Source organism: Providencia sp. TYF-12 (assembly GCF_041344805.1).
Taxonomy (GTDB): domain Bacteria; phylum Pseudomonadota; class Gammaproteobacteria; order Enterobacterales; family Enterobacteriaceae; genus Providencia; species Providencia huashanensis.
In genome coordinates this window covers 419,850-438,058 of the sequence record NZ_CP166833.1, presented here as the reverse complement: position 1 = coordinate 438,058, position 18,209 = coordinate 419,850, and the positions used below count along the sequence as shown (strand labels likewise).

19 protein-coding genes and 1 pseudogene are annotated in these 18,209 nt (G+C 42.6%); 1 reads left to right on the top strand and 19 read right to left on the bottom strand.

The annotated features are described in order from the left end of the window. Window positions 1-95: 95 nt before the first annotated feature. The 17 genes and pseudogenes from rpoB to fkpA form a co-directional block, all read right to left on the bottom strand. A complete protein-coding gene (gene rpoB, locus ABE954_RS02020; protein ID WP_042849042.1) occupies window positions 96-4,124 on the bottom strand; it encodes a DNA-directed RNA polymerase subunit beta in 4,029 nt (1,342 codons plus the stop codon). A 358-nt stretch (window positions 4,125-4,482) separates the two neighbouring features. After that, the gene (gene rplL, locus ABE954_RS02015) at window positions 4,483-4,851 is read right to left on the bottom strand and encodes a 50S ribosomal protein L7/L12 (protein ID WP_042849043.1); all 369 of its coding nucleotides are present in this window, start codon (window positions 4,849-4,851) and stop codon (window positions 4,483-4,485) included. 60 nt (window positions 4,852-4,911) lie between these two features. Beyond that, window positions 4,912-5,409 carry a 50S ribosomal protein L10 gene (gene rplJ / locus ABE954_RS02010; RefSeq protein WP_042849044.1) on the bottom strand — a complete coding sequence of 166 codons (498 nt, stop codon included), beginning with the start codon at window positions 5,407-5,409 and terminating at the stop codon, window positions 4,912-4,914. A 329-nt stretch (window positions 5,410-5,738) separates the two neighbouring features. Continuing rightward, on the bottom strand, window positions 5,739-6,440 hold the full coding sequence (gene rplA / locus ABE954_RS02005) for a 50S ribosomal protein L1 (protein ID WP_042849045.1): 702 nt from the start codon (window positions 6,438-6,440) through the stop codon (window positions 5,739-5,741). A 4-nt stretch (window positions 6,441-6,444) separates the two neighbouring features. Continuing rightward, window positions 6,445-6,873 carry a 50S ribosomal protein L11 gene (gene rplK, locus ABE954_RS02000; protein ID WP_042849046.1) on the bottom strand — a complete coding sequence of 143 codons (429 nt, stop codon included), beginning with the start codon at window positions 6,871-6,873 and terminating at the stop codon, window positions 6,445-6,447. Between the two features lie 177 nt (window positions 6,874-7,050). Next, a complete protein-coding gene (nusG, locus tag ABE954_RS01995) occupies window positions 7,051-7,596 on the bottom strand; it encodes a transcription termination/antitermination protein NusG (RefSeq protein ID WP_004264378.1) in 546 nt (181 codons plus the stop codon). Further along, window positions 7,597-7,983, bottom strand: a complete 387-nt coding sequence (secE, locus tag ABE954_RS01990; RefSeq protein WP_042849047.1) for a preprotein translocase subunit SecE — start codon at window positions 7,981-7,983, stop codon at window positions 7,597-7,599. It lies immediately after the preceding gene. Between the two features lie 247 nt (window positions 7,984-8,230). After that, window positions 8,231-8,416: a hypothetical protein gene (locus ABE954_RS01985; protein WP_129467292.1), complete on the bottom strand. Its 186-nt coding sequence runs from the start codon at window positions 8,414-8,416 to the stop codon at window positions 8,231-8,233. Window positions 8,417-8,583: 167 nt separating this feature from the next. Beyond that, window positions 8,584-9,769, bottom strand: a pseudogene (tuf, locus tag ABE954_RS01980) (elongation factor Tu). A 78-nt stretch (window positions 9,770-9,847) separates the two neighbouring features. Next, complete coding sequence (fusA, locus tag ABE954_RS01975) at window positions 9,848-11,974, bottom strand: elongation factor G (protein ID WP_129466963.1); 2,127 nt, start codon at window positions 11,972-11,974, stop codon at window positions 9,848-9,850. Between the two features lie 85 nt (window positions 11,975-12,059). After that, window positions 12,060-12,530, bottom strand: a complete 471-nt coding sequence (gene rpsG / locus ABE954_RS01970; RefSeq protein WP_004262486.1) for a 30S ribosomal protein S7 — start codon at window positions 12,528-12,530, stop codon at window positions 12,060-12,062. A 98-nt stretch (window positions 12,531-12,628) separates the two neighbouring features. Next, window positions 12,629-13,003: a 30S ribosomal protein S12 gene (gene rpsL, locus ABE954_RS01965; RefSeq protein ID WP_004923923.1), complete on the bottom strand. Its 375-nt coding sequence runs from the start codon at window positions 13,001-13,003 to the stop codon at window positions 12,629-12,631. 136 nt (window positions 13,004-13,139) lie between these two features. After that, entirely contained in the window at window positions 13,140-13,427 is a 288-nt protein-coding gene (gene tusB / locus ABE954_RS01960) for a sulfurtransferase complex subunit TusB (RefSeq protein ID WP_042847582.1), read from the bottom strand. A gap of 39 nt (window positions 13,428-13,466) precedes the next feature. Beyond that, window positions 13,467-13,796 carry a sulfurtransferase complex subunit TusC gene (tusC, locus tag ABE954_RS01955; protein ID WP_208292484.1) on the bottom strand — a complete coding sequence of 110 codons (330 nt, stop codon included), beginning with the start codon at window positions 13,794-13,796 and terminating at the stop codon, window positions 13,467-13,469. Window positions 13,797-13,851: 55 nt separating this feature from the next. Then, window positions 13,852-14,256: a sulfurtransferase complex subunit TusD gene (gene tusD / locus ABE954_RS01950; RefSeq protein ID WP_042847585.1), complete on the bottom strand. Its 405-nt coding sequence runs from the start codon at window positions 14,254-14,256 to the stop codon at window positions 13,852-13,854. Beyond that, window positions 14,253-14,957, bottom strand: coding sequence for a transcriptional regulator (locus ABE954_RS01945; protein ID WP_042847586.1), 705 nt, complete (start codon window positions 14,955-14,957; stop codon window positions 14,253-14,255). The genes tusD and ABE954_RS01945 overlap by 4 nt, the downstream gene beginning before the upstream one ends. A 1,074-nt stretch (window positions 14,958-16,031) precedes the next feature. Next, window positions 16,032-16,775 carry an FKBP-type peptidyl-prolyl cis-trans isomerase gene (gene fkpA, locus ABE954_RS01940; protein ID WP_042847796.1) on the bottom strand — a complete coding sequence of 248 codons (744 nt, stop codon included), beginning with the start codon at window positions 16,773-16,775 and terminating at the stop codon, window positions 16,032-16,034. Between the two features lie 252 nt (window positions 16,776-17,027). Between fkpA and ABE954_RS01935 the strand changes: the two genes are divergently transcribed. Beyond that, entirely contained in the window at window positions 17,028-17,249 is a 222-nt protein-coding gene (locus ABE954_RS01935; protein ID WP_371025710.1) for a SlyX family protein, read from the top strand. Window positions 17,250-17,306: 57 nt separating this feature from the next. Here ABE954_RS01935 and slyD read toward each other — a convergent pair whose 3' ends face one another. Both slyD and ABE954_RS01925 read right to left on the bottom strand, forming a co-directional pair. Further along, entirely contained in the window at window positions 17,307-17,906 is a 600-nt protein-coding gene (gene slyD / locus ABE954_RS01930; protein WP_042847590.1) for a peptidylprolyl isomerase, read from the bottom strand. Between the two features lie 88 nt (window positions 17,907-17,994). Beyond that, complete coding sequence (locus ABE954_RS01925) at window positions 17,995-18,198, bottom strand: YheV family putative zinc ribbon protein (protein ID WP_042847592.1); 204 nt, start codon at window positions 18,196-18,198, stop codon at window positions 17,995-17,997. Window positions 18,199-18,209: the final 11 nt, after the last annotated feature.

The following is an 18,209-nucleotide window of genomic DNA, read 5'->3' as shown; positions in this document are numbered from 1 at the left end:
CGGAGTTAGACCTGTCAGGTGAGTGTTCAAAGCCACTCTCCCCAAATCCCAGTGCTTACATAGGCCGGAAGGCGAGCCCTCCGGCACAAAACGAATTACTCGTCTTCCAGCTCGATGTTGATACCCAGTGAGCGGATTTCTTTCAGCAATACGTTGAAAGATTCCGGCATACCAGGTTCCATCTGATGGCTGCCATCGACGATGTTTTTATACATCTTCGTACGGCCGTTAACGTCATCCGATTTAACTGTAAGCATTTCTTGAAGAGTATAGGCTGCACCGTATGCTTCCAGTGCCCACACTTCCATCTCCCCGAAACGCTGACCACCGAACTGCGCTTTACCACCCAGCGGTTGCTGAGTAACCAAGCTATAAGAACCTGTTGAACGGGCGTGCATCTTATCGTCAACCAAGTGGTTCAGTTTCAGCATGTACATATAACCAACAGTAACTTGACGTTCAAAACGCTCGCCAGTACGACCATCGAATAATGTAATCTGACCTGAAGTTGGTAGACCACCCAATTTCAGTAGTTCTTTGATTTCTTTCTCTTTCGCACCATCAAATACTGGTGTTGCAATTGGCATACCTTTTTTCAGGTTCTCAGCCAAACGCATAACTTCTTCGTCAGAGAAAGTGTTCAAGTCAACTTTCTGGCGCGGGTCATCACCTAAATCGTATGCTTTTTGGATAAACTCACGCAGTTTGGCAACTTCTTCTTGCTGTTTAAGCATAGCATTGATTTTCTCACCAATACCTTTCGCAGCCATCCCTAAGTGGGTTTCCAAAATCTGACCGATGTTCATACGTGATGGTACGCCCAGCGGGTTCAGAACGATATCAACTGGGTTACCGTTTTCATCGTAAGGCATGTCTTCAACTGGGTTGATTTTTGAGATAACACCTTTGTTACCATGGCGACCCGCCATTTTATCACCCGGTTGGATCTGACGTTTAACAGCCAGATAAACCTTAACAATTTTCAGTACACCCGGTGCTAAGTCATCACCTTGAGTAATTTTACGACGTTTCGCATCGAGTTTTTTCTCAAACTCAGATTTCAGTTCATCGTACTGTTCAGCTAACTGTTCTAACTGGTTTTGCTTCTCTTCGTCTGCTAAAGATAGTTCTAACCAACGATCACGAGGCAGTTTATCCAGTTTTTCAGCTTCAATTCCGCCGTTAACCAGTACAGAACGGATACGAGCAAACAGACCTGCTTCAAAAATACGCAGTTCTTCTGTTAAGTCTTTCTTCGCATCACGTAACTGAGTTTCTTCGATCTCTAATGCACGTTTATCTTTCTCTACGCCATCACGAGTAAATACTTGTACGTCAATAACCGTACCAGAAACACCGTTAGGAACACGTAAAGAAGAGTCTTTAACGTCTGATGCTTTTTCACCGAAGATAGCACGTAACAGTTTCTCTTCTGGCGTTAATTGTGTTTCACCTTTAGGTGTCACTTTACCGACCAGAATGTCGCCGCCTTTCACTTCTGCACCGATATAAACGATACCGGATTCGTCAAGTTTAGAAAGTGCAGCTTCACCGACGTTTGGAATATCCGCAGTGATTTCTTCAGGCCCTAATTTAGTGTCACGAGACACACAAGAAAGTTCCTGAATGTGAATAGTTGTGAAACGGTCTTCTTGAACAACACGCTCAGAGACTAAGATGGAGTCTTCGAAGTTATAACCATTCCATGGCATGAATGCCACACGCATGTTTTGACCAAGCGCTAATTCACCGAGGTCTGTTGAAGGACCATCAGCTAACACGTCACCACGTTCAACTGGTTCACCTAAAGATACACAAGGCATCTGGCTAATACAGGTATTTTGGTTCGAACGTGTATATTTGGTCAGGTTATAAATATCGATCCCAGCTTCACCCGGATACATCTCATCTTCGTTAACTTTAATCACGATACGAGAAGCATCAACGTACTGAACTGAACCACCACGTCTTGCAACAGCAGTAACCCCTGAGTCAACCGCTACTGCGCGTTCCATACCTGTACCTACCAACGGTTTGTCAGCACGTAAAGTAGGAACCGCTTGACGTTGCATGTTCGCACCCATCAATGCACGGTTAGCATCATCGTGTTCAAGGAATGGGATCAGTGACGCCCCTACAGAAACAACCTGTTGGGTCGAAACGTCCATATATTCAACTTGTTCACGGCTGAATAAGCTTGATTCACCTTTGTTACGACAAGTGATCAGTTCTTCAACAAAGCTACCATCATCACCTAAAACGGTGTTCGCCTGAGCAATGATAAAGTTGCCTTCTTCGATTGCAGACAGATAGTGAATTTCGTCAGTAACTAAGCCATCACGAACTAAACGGTATGGGGTTTCCAAGAAACCGTACTCATTGGTCTGTGCATAAACAGATAATGAGTTAATCAGACCGATGTTCGGGCCTTCAGGCGTTTCGATTGGACATACACGACCGTAGTGAGTTGGGTGAACGTCACGTACTTCGAAGCCCGCACGCTCACGAGTCAGACCACCTGGACCTAACGCAGAGATACGACGTTTGTGCGTAATTTCAGATAGCGGGTTGTTCTGGTCCATAAATTGGGACAGCTGGCTGGAACCAAAGAACTCTTTAACTGCCGCTGAAATTGGTTTCGCGTTGATCATGTCTTGTGGCATTAATGCATCAAGGTCGCCCAGAGAAAGACGCTCTTTCACTGCACGCTCAACACGGACCAGACCTACACGGAACTGGTTTTCTGCCATCTCACCAACAGAACGAATACGACGGTTACCTAAGTGGTCGATATCATCAACTTCGCCTTTACCGTTACGGATATCGATGAGTTTACGCATAACATCAATGATGTCTTCTTCACTCAAGATACCAGAACCTTCGATTTCTTCGCGGTTCAGTGAACGGTTGAACTTCATGCGGCCTACTGCAGACAAGTCGTAACGGTCTTCAGAGAAGAATAAGTTTTCGAACAAGTTCTCAGCAGCTTCACGTGTTGGTGGCTCACCAGGGCGCATCATACGGTAGATTTCTACCAGTGCACTTAAACGATCGTTAGTTGGGTCGACACGAACAGTTTCAGAAATGTAAGCACCGTGGTCTAAGTCATTAGTAAACAATGTTTCGATTGTTTTATGACCTGACTGGCTTAAACGCGCTAACATATCTAAAGAAAGTTCCATGTTCGCTGCACAAATCAGCTCACCAGTACTTTCATCAATGTAGTCTCTTGCAACAACTTTACCTGCAATATATTCAACAGGTACTTCGATGTTACTAACTTCTTCTTTTTCTAACTGACGAATGTGACGTGCTGTGATACGGCGGCCTTTTTCTACATAGACTTTACCGTTCGCTTCGATATCAAAAGAAGCTGTTTCACCACGTAAACGCTCAGGAACTAGCGTCATCATCAGTTTGTTATCGCGGATTTGGAAGACAGTTTTTTCGAAGAACAGATTTAAGATATCTTCAGTACTGTAATCCATTGCACGTAGAATAATGGTCGCTGGTAATTTACGGCGACGGTCAATACGTACAAATAGGTTATCTTTCGGGTCAAATTCGAAATCAAGCCATGAACCACGGTAAGGGATAATACGTGCGTTATATAGCACTTTACCTGAAGAGTGTGTTTTACCTTTATCGCTGTCAAAGAATACACCAGGGCTACGGTGTAACTGAGAAACGATAACACGCTCAGTACCGTTGATAACGAAAGTTCCGTTTTCAGTCATGAGTGGAATTTCACCCATGTAGACTTCTTGTTCTTTGATGTCTTTAACTGTACCTTCTGGCGCTTCACGCTCATAAACGATGAGACGTAATTTCACTCGTAAAGGTGCAGAGTAAGTTACACCGCGAATTTGACATTCTTTAACATCAAAAACAGGCTCGCCTAAACGATAGCTGACATATTGTAGTTCAGCATTACCGCTATAGCTCTGAATTGGAAACACAGAACGGAAAGCTGCTTCTAGCCCATTCTGGCCATCTGGATCTTGCTCGATAAACTTCTGGAACGAGTCAAGTTGGATAGAAAGGAGATATGGTATGTCCAAAACTTGTGGACGTTTACCAAAGTCCTTACGAATACGTTTTTTCTCGGTATAGGAGTAAACCATAGGTTTCCTCAGCTCGTTGATCAGTGACCCAAGTGGTTAGCTCTTTTAGTAAGAGTCTGAACCGCAACGCGTTTTTTATTAGAAACGGAAAATGAATACTTTCCTTAATACTCATTGCTATTACTCTTAAATCATTTCATTGCGTTACATTTGCTACCGAGCTACCCGAGCGGGTCGTAGCTAAGAACACAGTATATTAAGTCGTCAATAGAAAGAAGTATTGGAGGGTTGTTGTTAACATTAAAACTGCGTGAAAAGCTGTTAACACCCATCACGCTTTACAGCGCAAAAAGGCTGGTGATTAAAAAATCACCAGCCGTCAGCCTAAATAAACTAGGCTGCGTTCTTGAAGTTAAACTTATTTAAGTTCAACAGAAGCGCCTGCTTCTTCAAGAGCTTTCTTCAGAGTTTCAGCTTCGTCTTTGCTTGCGCCTTCTTTGATAGTCGCTGGAGCTGATTCTACCATGTCTTTAGCTTCTTTCAGGCCAAGACCAGTTGCGCCACGAACTGCTTTGATGACTGCAACTTTGTTGCCGCCAATACCAGTCAGAACAACATCAAACTCAGTTTTTTCTTCAGCAGCTTCAGCAGCAGCACCTGGTGCAGCAGCAACAGCAGCAGCAGCAGAAACGCCGAATTTTTCTTCCATCATAGTAATCAGTTCAACAACGTCCATTACAGACATTTCTGCAACTGCATCAAGGATTTGGTCTTTAGTGATAGACATAACAAGTGTTCCTAAAATTCAGAAATAGTTTATACGTTAAAAAGCAACGAAGGAAAGGGCTTATGCAGCTTCTTTCTGATCGCGCAGAGCAGCCAGAGTACGAACCAGTTTGCCGGCAGCGGCTTCTTTCATGGTTGCCATCAGGCGTGCGATTGCTTCTTCGTAAGTTGGGAGAGTTGCCAGACGATCGATATCTTTCGCTTGGATTAACTCACCTTCAAAGGCCGCAGCTTTAATCTCAAATGCTGGATTCGCTTTCGCGAACTCTTTGAACAGACGAGCAGCAGCGCCCGGATGTTCGTTAGAGAAAGCAATTAAGGTTGGACCAACAAACGCGTCTTTCAGTACATCATAAGAAGTACCTTCAACAGCACGGCGGATCAGTGTATTACGAACAACACGGATATAAACGCCAGCTTCGCGACCTGCTTTACGCAGTTCAGTCATTTTTGCTACAGTTACGCCGCGTGAATCAGCAACAACTGCAGAAAGCGCGCCTTTGGCTACTTCGCTGACTTCAGCAACAATCGCTTGTTTGTCTTGAAGATTTAGTGCCATTAGCTTCTTGCTCCTGGATTAACCGGGAAACCCCCGGGACTCACATCACTCAGACACAACATGTGTTTGAGCGCTAAAACACGGTGAGCAGAATCCAGAATAAAATTCTAGGTATCTCTGTCACCGTCTACGCAGGCAAATTAAGTAGCTATTAATAACTAATAAACTACACCTGCGGTCTTGGACGGGGTCTGGAAAGGCCAGACTCCATACCGAAATTCGTGGTTTGTTGAGCATATTTCTATACCCAACAAACTCAAGGCGTCAAATTCTATACAAAATTGACGCAAAGGTAAAGCCTAATTACCAATTAGCCAAAGCTATGGAAATTAAACTGTCGCTGATAAACCAGCTTGGTCAACAGCAACACCTGCACCCATCGTCGTAGACAGGCTAACTTTCTTGATGAAAACACCTTTAGCTGAAGCTGGTTTTGCTTTTTTCAGAGCAACCAACAGAGCTTCTAAGTTTTCTTTCAGTTTGTCAGCATCGAAATCAACTTTACCGATAGTGGTGTGGATGATTCCGTTTTTGTCATTACGGTAACGAACCTGACCTGCTTTAGCATTGTTAACTGCTTCAGCAACGTTTGGTGTTACAGTACCAACTTTCGGGTTTGGCATCAGACCACGTGGGCCTAAAACTTGACCTAATTGGCCAACAACGCGCATTGCATCTGGAGATGCGATAACAACGTCGAAGTCCATTTCACCAGCTTTGATTTTATCAGCCAGATCTTCCATACCAACCAGTTCAGCACCTGCAGCTTTAGCAGCTTCAGCGTTTGCGCCCTGTGCAAATACAGCAACGCGAACTGAACGGCCAGTACCGTGTGGCAGTACAGTAGCACCGCGAACGTTTTGGTCAGATTTACGAGCATCGATGCCCAGGTTGATAGCTACGTCAACGCTTTCTACGAATTTAGCAGTTGCTAATTCTTTCAGCAGTGCAACGGCTTCGTTGATGTCGTACTGTTTAGTTGCATCAACTTTCTCACGGATATTGCGCATGCGCTTAGTCAGTTTAGCCATTGTCTTAGTCCTCCACTACCAGGCCCATGGAACGAGCAGTACCTTCGATTGAACGCATCATTGCGTCAATATCAGCACCAGTCATGTCCGCAGCTTTAGTTTCAGCGATTTCGCGAATCTGAGCAGAGGTCACTTTACCAACTTTGTCTTTGTTAGGCTTGCCTGAACCAGACTTAACGCCAGCTGCTTTTTTCAGCAGAACTGCTGCAGGTGGAGTTTTGGTAACGAAAGTGAAAGAACGGTCTGCATAAACAGTAATAACAACAGGAATTGGTAAACCTTTTTCTAGGCTGTCTGTTTTTGCGTTGAACGCTTTACAGAATTCCATGATGTTAACACCTTGTTGACCCAGAGCTGGACCAACTGGTGGACTTGGGTTCGCCATACCAGCTGCAACTTGCAGCTTAACGTAGGCTTGAACTTTCTTAGCCATGATATTTCCTCTAGATGGGTGATAGCGCCTTACGATTTGCAAGGCTCCCCGTTACATTAAACATGCCCCGCCCTATATTAAGCCAGTTAAGAGGCTAAATTGGCAAAGCATAAAAACAAAAGGCGCGAAATTGTAGTCAAATTTCACGCCTTTTGCAAGTCAGTTTTGTCGTTTAGATTAGGCTTTTTCGACTTGGCCAAAATCCAATTCGACTGGAGTTGCACGACCAAAGATAGAAACAGAGACTTTTAAGCGGCTCTTTTCATAATCGATTTCTTCAACAACACCGTTAAAGTCAGCAAATGGACCTTCACTAACGCGAACCATTTCACCAGGTTCAAACAGTGTTTTCGGACGTGGCTTATCACCAACTTGTTGTAAGCGGTTCATGATCGCATCAACTTCTTTATCGCTAATAGGTGCAGGTCGATCTGACGTTCCACCAATGAACCCCATTACACGTGGTACACTACGTACTAAGTGCCAAGAGTCATCGTTCATGACCATTTGGACTAAGACATAGCCTGGGAAGAATTTACGTTCACTCTTACGGCGCTGACCGCTACGGATTTCAACAACCTCTTCTGTTGGAACCATAACTTCGCCAAAAGAATCTTCCATAGCATGTAATTTGATATGTTCACGTAAAGACTGTGCTACGCGACCTTCAAAACCAGAGAATGCCTGAATGACATACCAGCGCTTTTTAGGTGAATCGGACATTTAGAATAACCTCAGGCTTGTAATAAATGAAACTAAACGCACCAGGATACCATCTAATCCCCACAGTATTAATGACATAACCGCCGTTACTGCGGCAACAATCAATGTAGTTTGTAATGTTTCCTGGCGAGTAGGCCAAATGACTTTTCTCATCTCAATGCGAGCTTCGCGCGCAAACGCCAGTGTTGCTTTACCTTTTGCAGTCCATAAAGCGACAGCACCCGCAATAGCGACAACAGCCACGACCGCAAAAGCACGCAGGGCGAGATTATATTGACGGAAGTAATAGTTGCCGACAATAGCAATTATTAATAGGGCACAGACAATTACCCATTTGAAGATGTCTGCACTGCGTCCACTTCCTTGAGCTTCGCTATTCGCACTCATAATTCAACCTGTTACCATGAAGTATGTACAAAGCCAGCTTGTTTACAAAGGTAAAACAAGCAAGCCAAACCAATAGAATATGCCAACATATCCCCCAAATACTACCAACTCAACCTGTAGCACCTGATAAGGATATCAATAACATCACCTGCGAGTTAAAGGCGATTAGCCTTGTTTAATGGAGTTAAATTAGCGCTATTGGTTCTGCAAATACGACTAAATGCAGTCACATTCTATTTCGCAAGTACTATTTGTTGGCCAGTACTATCCATTTCACAAGTGCTATCCATTCCGCAGGAATTTCAGCATGCTCAGCAAATTTTTCAACCACACCAATAGGAAAATAACCTTCTTTTTTGTGGCAGCGGTAAAATATACCATATCTTCTGAGCAAAACCTTAATAAATCTCATATAACTGCGTAAAGTAAACAACGCAGTTACCAATTTATTGTTTCAAATCGTTGTTTCAGAGCCTATCTCACCAATAATTATATAAACGATTGATGAGATAGGTTCTTAATTTTGCAACGTATAAAAAGGACGTCTAATAGACGCCCTTTTTTACTAAAGTAGTTCTTTCTTATTCAGAAAGAGCGGTATTATGCAATGATTTTTGCAACAACACCCGCACCTACAGTACGGCCACCTTCACGGATTGCGAAACGTAAACCGTCGTCCATCGCGATTGGGTGGATCAGGGTAACGATCATGTTGATGTTATCACCTGGCATTACCATTTCTACGCCTTCTGGCAGTTCGATAGTACCTGTTACGTCAGTTGTACGGAAGTAGAACTGTGGACGGTAACCTTTGAAGAATGGAGTATGACGACCACCTTCATCTTTGCTCAGAATATAAACTTCTGATTCGAACTGAGTATGTGGCTTGATTGAACCTGGTTTAGCCAATACTTGACCACGTTGAATTTCTTCACGTTTTGTACCACGTAACAGAACACCAACGTTCTCACCTGCACGACCTTCGTCAAGCAGTTTACGGAACATTTCAACACCAGTACAGGTAGTTTTTACAGTGTGTTTGGATACCAACGATTTCAACTTCTTCACCAACTTTGATGATACCACGCTCAACACGGCCTGTTACTACTGTACCACGACCTGAGATTGAGAATACGTCTTCGATTGGCAGCAGGAATGGCTTGTCAATTGCACGCTCTGGCTCTGGGATGTAAGAATCCAAGTAACCTGCTAATTCAACAATTTTCGCTTCCCACTCTGGGTTGCCTTCCAGCGCTTTCAGAGCTGAACCACGAACAACTGGAGTGTCGTCGCCTGGGAAATCGTATTGAGACAGAAGTTCACGAACTTCCATTTCAACTAATTCTAACAGCTCTTCGTCGTCTACCATGTCACATTTGTTCAGGAAAACGATGATGTATGGAACACCAACCTGACGACCTAACAGGATGTGCTCACGAGTTTGTGGCATTGGGCCATCTGTCGCAGCAACAACCAGGATTGCACCGTCCATCTGAGCAGCACCAGTGATCATGTTTTTAACATAGTCGGCGTGTCCTGGGCAGTCTACGTGTGCGTAGTGGCGAGTTGGAGTATCGTACTCTACGTGAGAAGTAGAGATGGTGATACCACGCGCTTTTTCTTCTGGTGCGTTATCGATTTGATCGAATGCACGCGCTGCGCCACCGTAAGTTTTAGCCAGAACAGTAGTGATAGCTGCTGTCAGAGTAGTTTTACCATGGTCAACGTGGCCGATAGTACCAACGTTAACGTGCGGTTTTGAACGTTCAAATTTTTCTTTAGACACGACTCTATTCCTTATGGAGTTCCCTCTTCACTATAAAGAAGGAACTTAAATTAAAGTAGTTAATCGATAAAAAACCGATTATTTAGCGTTACGAGCTTCGATAACAGCTTGTGCAACGTTGTTTGGTGCTTCATTGTACTTCAGGAACTCCATAGAGTATGAAGCACGACCTTGTGTCTGAGAACGCAGGTCAGTAGCATAACCGAACATTTCCGACAATGGTACTTGTGCACGAACGACTTTACCAGTAGGTAGGTCATCCATACCTTCAATCATACCACGACGACGGTTCAGGTCACCAATAACATCACCCATGTAGTCTTCTGGTGTTTCCACTTCGACTTTCATGATTGGCTCAAGCAGAACTGGTTTAGCTTTTTTGAAGCCATCTTTAAACGCGATTGATGCCGCAAGTTTAAACGCCAATTCAGAGGAGTCAACATCATGGTAAGAACCGAAATGTAGACGAACACCCATGTTAACCACAGGATAACCCGCTAATGGGCCAGATTTCAGCTGCTCTTGGATACCTTTGTCAACCGCAGGGATGTATTCAGTAGGAATTACACCACCTTTGATTTCGTTGACAAATTCGTAGTCCATTGGAGCACCGTCTTTATCGTTTTTGTCCAGTGGGAACATATCGATAACGACATGACCATACTGACCACGACCACCAGACTGTTTAGCGTGTTTACCTTCGATATCAGTCACTTTAGCAGTGATTGCTTCGCGGTAAGCTACTTGAGGTTTACCAACGTTCGCTTCAACTTTAAATTCGCGACGCATACGGTCAACCAGAACGTCCAAGTGCAATTCACCCATACCAGCGATGATAGTCTGATTCGTCTCTTCATCACTTGATACGCGGAAAGATGGATCTTCTTGCGCCAAACGGCCCAATGCGATACCCATTTTTTCTTGGTCAGCTTTAGTTTTTGGTTCGATTGCAACAGAGATTACTGGCTCTGGGAATTCCATACGCTCTAGGATGATTGGTGCATCAATCGCACATAAAGTATCACCTGTAGTAACGTCTTTCAGACCGATAGCTGCCGCGATGTCACCAGCGCGAACTTCTTTAATCTCTTCACGTTTATTAGCGTGCATCTGTACGATACGGCCAAAACGCTCTTTTTTCGCTTTAACTGCGTTCAGTACTGTGTCACCTGAGTTAACAACACCAGAGTAAACACGGAAGAACGTCAAGTTACCCACGAATGGGTCAGTTGCAATTTTAAATGCTAATGATGAGAATGGCTCATCATCACTTGCGTGACGCTCAGCTGGAGTGTCTTTACCGTCGTCCAGAATACCATTGATTGCAGGTACATCTGTTGGCGCAGGTAAGTAATCGATAACTGCATCCAGCATCGCCTGAACACCTTTGTTCTTAAATGCAGAACCACAGGTAACCAGGATAATTTCACTTGCAAGAACACGTTGACGTAATGCAGCTTTAATTTCTGCTTCAGTCAGTTCTTCACCGCCCAGATATTTCTCCATCAGTTCTTCTGATGCTTCTGCTGCGGTTTCGATTAGGTTGTTGTGCCACTCTTCAGCTGCTTCTTGCATGTTCGCAGGGATATCTTCGTATTCGAAGGTAACGCCTTGGTCTTCATCGCTCCACTTGATTGCTTTCATTTTCAGCAAGTCAACAACACCAGTGAACGACTCTTCTGCGCCTACTGGTAATTGCAGTGGAACTGCGTTAGCTGCTAAACGTGTTTTTAATTGCTCAACAACACGTAAGAAGTTCGCACCCATACGGTCCATTTTGTTAACGAACGCAATACGTGGAACTTTATATTTGTTAGCCTGACGCCATACAGTTTCAGACTGTGGCTGAACACCACCAACCGCACAGTAAACCATTACTGCGCCATCAAGAACACGCATAGAACGTTCTACTTCGATGGTGAAGTCAACGTGTCCTGGGGTGTCGATGATGTTAACACGGTGTGGCTCATACTGTTTTGCCATACCAGACCAGAATGCAGTAGTCGCAGCAGATGTGATAGTAATACCACGCTCTTGCTCCTGCTCCATCCAGTCCATTGTTGCAGAACCTTCGTGAGTCTCACCAATTTTATGGTTTACACCAGTATAGAACAGAATACGTTCAGAAGTTGTGGTTTTACCGGCGTCGATGTGTGCACTGATACCGATATTACGATAACGTGCTATGGGCGTTTGACGGGCCATTTTTTCCTCTCTCGTGGGCGTTCATTTCTTCATATAAAGGGTAGCAAAGGCTACCCTGAGATACAGCACTAAGGTCGATAAAAAATTACCAACGGTAGTGTGCGAACGCCTTGTTAGCTTCTGCCATACGGTGAACGTCTTCACGTTTCTTAACAGCGGAACCTTTGTTCTCAGCAGCATCTGATAATTCGTTTGCCAGGCGCAGAGCCATAGATTTATCACCGCGTTTACGAGCAGCATCAACGATCCAACGCATTGCCAGGGCATTACGACGAACCGGGCGAACTTCAACTGGAACTTGGTAAGTTGAACCACCAACACGGCGGGATTTAACTTCCACAGTCGGACGCACGTTATCCAGTGCTAATTCGAATGCATCAAGTTCAGTTTTACCAGAACGCTGAGCAAGGGTCTCAAGTGCGTTATATACGATTGCTTCAGCAGTAGATTTTTTCCCGTCTACCATCAGGATATTTACAAATTTGGCCAGTAATTCTGATCCGAACTTAGGATCTGGAAGAATTTTACGTTGACCTATTACGCGACGACGTGGCATGGATATGACTCCGTTGTTAATTCAGGTTTGTCCAAAACTCTACGAGTTTATTTTGACATTAAGATTAAAAATGTTTGGCCTTACTTAACGGATATCCATTAAGCCTTAGGCTTTTTAGCGCCGTACTTAGAACGTGCTTGTTTGCGGTCTTTAACACCAGAACAGTCCAGTGCTCCGCGAACGGTGTGATAACGCACACCTGGCAAGTCTTTAACACGACCACCACGGATAAGAATTACGGAGTGTTCCTGCAAGTTGTGGCCTTCACCACCAATGTAGGAAGAAACTTCATAACCATTAGTTAAACGAACACGGCATACTTTACGTAATGCTGAGTTTGGTTTTTTAGGAGTAGTAGTATATACACGTGTACATACACCACGTTTTTGCGGGCAAGCTTCCAGTGCTGGAACGTTGCTTTTCACAACTTTCGAGCTACGGGATTTGCGTACCAGCTGATTAATAGTTGCCATTATTAAAAAAGCTCCTGGTTTTTTTGCTTCGTAAACACGGATTTCGACCTCGTTCGCCAACATGACGATACACGAGGACGCGAAATTTTATTGCTGACTGGCTCAGGTGTCAAGAAATATACAACTTTTAGTGCCTTTATATGGCAAAATGTTGTTTTTGGACTTCTGTTAGCTTCACAAAACCTTGATAAGTGATTACAGAAACTGCGTTTGAGAGGGAATTTTGTAACCCCCGCGCGTTGATGTCTACATCTAATGCATACAACTGAGCCCCTGTTTTTTGCAATGCATCAAGGTAAGGCGACTGCTGTACCGCGACAACCACGCCATCTTGCATCAGTAAAACTACGTCTTTATCAGTAATTAAACGTAACACTGCCGAAAAATCACAACTAAACGGAGATGTTGCTAATGTATACAGCATAGAAAAGATCCTATCATAGATCAAAAACCACACAAAAGATTAAAATCTAAGCACCACATCGCATTCCGCAATTTTCTTGCGAATCTCTTCAACGCCAAGGATCTTAGGCGGGACTACCCATTCATGATGTTCATCCAACCCTCTTTCTTGCATAGAAGCGCGGCAAAGATAAATATTTTCAATATCATACAGCGGTAAAATTTTAAACGTAGCGATGTAATCTCGGGCCAGAACTTTGCTAGGTTGTTGTTTTGCAAGAAGCTGAAAAATACCATCAGAAATAAAAAATACATTAATGTCTTCTGTCAGCGCTGAAGTCGCCAATAAGGCATCTAACCCTTCTCGGCCACTTGCATTTCCATGAGGCATAGTTGTAAAGACAAAGGCAATTTTTTTCACACAATACCTTAGTGTTGGGCTGTTCTTAGAATTGGACTGTTCTGTCTGTGGTCATCATAGCCTCAGCTAAGCTCCCTAAGCCGCTCATGATGAAGCCATTTGCAAGATTAGCGACGGGCAGCGTTAAATTTTGCGCTTGTTCTTGGTCAACGATACCCCGTCGTAATGCGGCAGAAACACAAATGTGCATTTCACACCCTGATTGCTCTGCCAGTTCCTGCCATGCTGCAACTAAATTAAATTCATCCGTTGCAGGCGAGGTCAACAAATTAGCATTGGTCACCCCTTCCCGATAAAAAAATAGGGTTTTCAATTGGTGCCCTTCTGCAAGAAGGGCTTTCGCAAATTGGAACGCACTTGTGGCTTGTTGCGTTCCATAAGCCGGACCAGTAACTAATAAACAGTAACTTAATGAATTTACGTGACTCATTCACCGCTCTTGAATTGACGAATATATAAATAAACTGTGTGTTTAGAAATATTCAGGCGATCAGCAACTTGGTTTATCGCGTCTTTGATATCGAAAATCCCTTTTTCATAAAGGTTAAGTACTACCTGCTTGTTTTTCGCATTATTCGAAACATTACGGTCATTACCGACTTCTTCGATAGTATATTCCAGTGTTTGTGCAACAAGATCGTCAACAGAAGATGCAAAGTTAACATCTGAAGTGACTTCTTGTTTTGTTTCTGGAACAAACGATTGAATAATTTCAGAGAATGGCACATCCAAGTTCATATTAATACATAGCAAGCCAATAACACGCTGCTTACGATTACGGATAGCAATCGTCACTGATTTCATTAAATCGCCACTTTTGGCTTTCGTAAAATAAGCCTTGGAAGCGTTGGATTCTTCATCTGCCATATCATGCAACATGCGCAGTGCGAGATCCGTTATCGGCGAGCCAATTTTACGACCAGTGTGTTGCCCATTCGCTATTCTCACTGCTGAACAGTTTAGGTCTTCCAAAGAATGAAGAACAATTTCGCAGTGCCCACCAATTAACATTGCTAAGCCATCAACCGCCGCTTCATATGATTTTAAGATTTCGTGGTCGGTCTCAGTAAACGGCTGGTTATCCAGTATATTGATATCGCTGAGGTCGTGTGACTGTAAAGAATCTGACATTTTCAACATCATCCTTCTAAATGTAAAAATTCATCCCGTTGACTAATAAGGCATTCATTATTCGACTAATTTACCTTAATTATACGACTTGTAATCAACAATTATGATGATAAAAAATAAAATAGAGTCTTGTGAAGTTAAAACTCCAAGACGTTGCCGTCAAGCGAATGAATGCAAGACAGTCTGTTTTATCACAAGTTTTAAACAATTTGAGGATTTTTTTTACAGAAAGTTCATCAAGGTTTGCTTCTGTCGCCACTATCATGGTGTGGCTTATCTGCAACTTACTCATTAGCCGTAAGCACCTCGACTTAGCAGGATCTATAACAGAGTAAATTTAGTTTTTTCGTTATTCATATAAATGGGACTATTCGCGATAGTGATTTATTATTAATAATATATGTAAAACCAACTCATAATTATTAATTAAATAATAAAGGTATAATTATTTACAATTTTACTTAGCTGAAATAACATCAAAAACTCACCATTATAATTAAAAAGCAATTTCACTAAAAAATTTTATTAATTCGTAAGGTTTCTTATACCAAAATACAAATCTATAGTTCTAACTATTTACTTTCTAATAGTTTCATTCAATGAAATATATGACTTATTACTGTTAATCACCGGCATTGTAACAGTGTACATCGATGAACTGACTATCTATTCAATAGCCTTTACTTTACTAATTATGGTAATGCGCTCACTGTTACTTACCTCTGTTCTAAATTATTCATTACATATCAAATCCATAATTAAACGTATTTTTATGTTAGCTATTTCATTAGTATTAATCGTTGATGCGATTAACCTTTTTGTTTTTTATTTATCAGATATTGACATTTCATATTTTACGCCTTTCCATATCATTAGAAACTCACCTAAAACATTTATATTTTTAACCGTATTATCTACTGTATTTTCTTTATTTTTAAATAAGGAGCTTTCATGGCAGGAAACAAAGATATCTTATAGATGCTAATGAGTCGCCATAGAGATAATTAAAATGCTTTATACAAAAAAAACCCAAGACCTGACGCCTTGGGCTCTTGAAACAAACTTTATTTGCGCTTATTTAGCCGCTGGTTTGATATCTAATAATTCAACATCAAAGACTAAAGTTGAGTTTGCAGGGATACCCGGAACGCCGTTTTCGCCATACGCTAAATCAGCAGGGATCACTAACTGCATTTTACCGCCTTTTTTCAGGTTAACTAGACCTTCAGTCCAGCCTTTAATGACTGAGTTTAAAGGAATAGTCAGTGGCTCATTACGTGTGTATGAGCTGTCAAATTCAGTACCATCAATCAGAGAACCTTTGTAGTGAACAACAACGGTTTCGTCTGCTTTAGGTTTTGCACCTGTACCTTCTTTTTCAATTTTGTACAGTAAGCCAGACTTAGTTTTTACTACGCCTTTTTCTTTCGCATATTTTTCGCGGTACTCAGCACCTTTTTTCTCATTGCTTGCTGATTCTTCTTTCATTTTTTTGTCGGCAGCTTCTTTGACTTGCCCTTCAAATTGACGCAGTGTTTCTTCAACCTCTGCATCCGTCATTTTGCTTTTGCCATTGAAAGCATCTTGAACACCCGCCAGTAATTGAGCGTTATCCAAGTTAATACCAATGGTTTTTTGTTCTTCTAAAGAATTCTGCATGTAGCGGCCTAATGAAGCACCTAATGCATACGCATTACGCTCTTCTGCGTTTTTGAATGCGCTGCTTTGTGCTTTGGCTTCCGCTGCCATCACCTGTGGAGCAGCGAAAGTAAATGCTAGCGTAGTTGCTAAAAGGCTTGCCTTAAACAGTGATTTCATCCTAATCTCCGATAACTTTTATTCGAGTATGTTCGAATAGCGAACTATTCGTTTTTATGTTTATTGATAATCAACTTTTAACTTTAGAAACTGATTACCAATTAGTATAGAAAAAAATAAGAATTTCTTAGACTACATTAACAAAAAGAGGTTTCATCGCCTACATCTTTAACTAAAACTTATCTATGGATTTGTAATGTTCGGTTATTATGATGGTTTAATTATGACAAATACATCTAAGGAGAGTCGAAGATGGGCTCATCTGATACATTAGAACAACGTTTAGAACTTTTAGAAAGCAAAGTCGCCTTTCAAGAATTGTCGATTGAACAACTCAACCAAGTTATCACCGACCAACAAATGCAACTTAACCGTATGCAAGAGCATTTACGCATTGTGACGGAAAGGCTGAAATCTTCGCAAAATAGCCATTTAGCAAGGCCAGAAGAAGAAACACCCCCTCCTCATTATTAATGAGGCCACAAAAAAGGAAGCTTTCGCTTCCTTCTAATACTTAGCTATTGCTAGTTATTAATGGCAACCGCAGCCGCCTTGTTTGTGACCATGGCCTTCGCCGCCGCCACAACAACCGCCTTCTGAGCCGTGGCTATGACCGCCACCGCCACAGCAACCACCTTCGTGGTCGTGGTCATGGTCGTGACCGCCTGCACCATGAACGTGCCCATGTGCAATTTCTTCTTCTGTTGCTTCACGAATAGCCATGACTTCAACATTAAATTTCAAGTTTTGGCCTGCTAACATGTGGTTACCATCAACGATAACTTCATCACCTTCAATACCGGTGATTTCAACAGGAACTGGGCCCATGTCAGTGTCAGCTAAGAAACGCATACCCACTTCTAGCTCATCAACGCCCATGAATACATCTTTAGGAACGCGTTGAACTAAGTTGTCATCGTATTGACCATATGCATCGTCTGAAGCAACTTCAACATCAAAGTTTTCACCGACAGCACGGCCTTCTAATGCTTTTTCTAGACCTGAAATTAAAGACCCACGGCCATGCAAATAGTCCATTGGCGCGCTTGCTGGGGACTCATCAACTAAAACACCGTCTTCTGTTCTTACTTGATAAGCCAAGCTGACCACCAAGTCTTTTGCTACTTTCATGACATCTCCTACTACCCATATGGGGAAAATTTTTCTGCCAATTGTACCGAAAAACTATAGTGATGTATTGAGAATTGACAAAATTCTCTCATTCAGGTGTAAAAATCCCTATAACTTGCTCTTTTTCCCTAATATGCCCAGTTGTTTCATCCCCAGCTTGACGCTGCTGATCGCCACAATTGACACATTCAACTACATCAATTTTATCTTCACGCCACATCATTAACGTGTCTTGTGACTTACATTTAGGGCAAATTGCACCTGCAATAAACCGTTTACGTGTTGACGACATGTTGGTTTCCT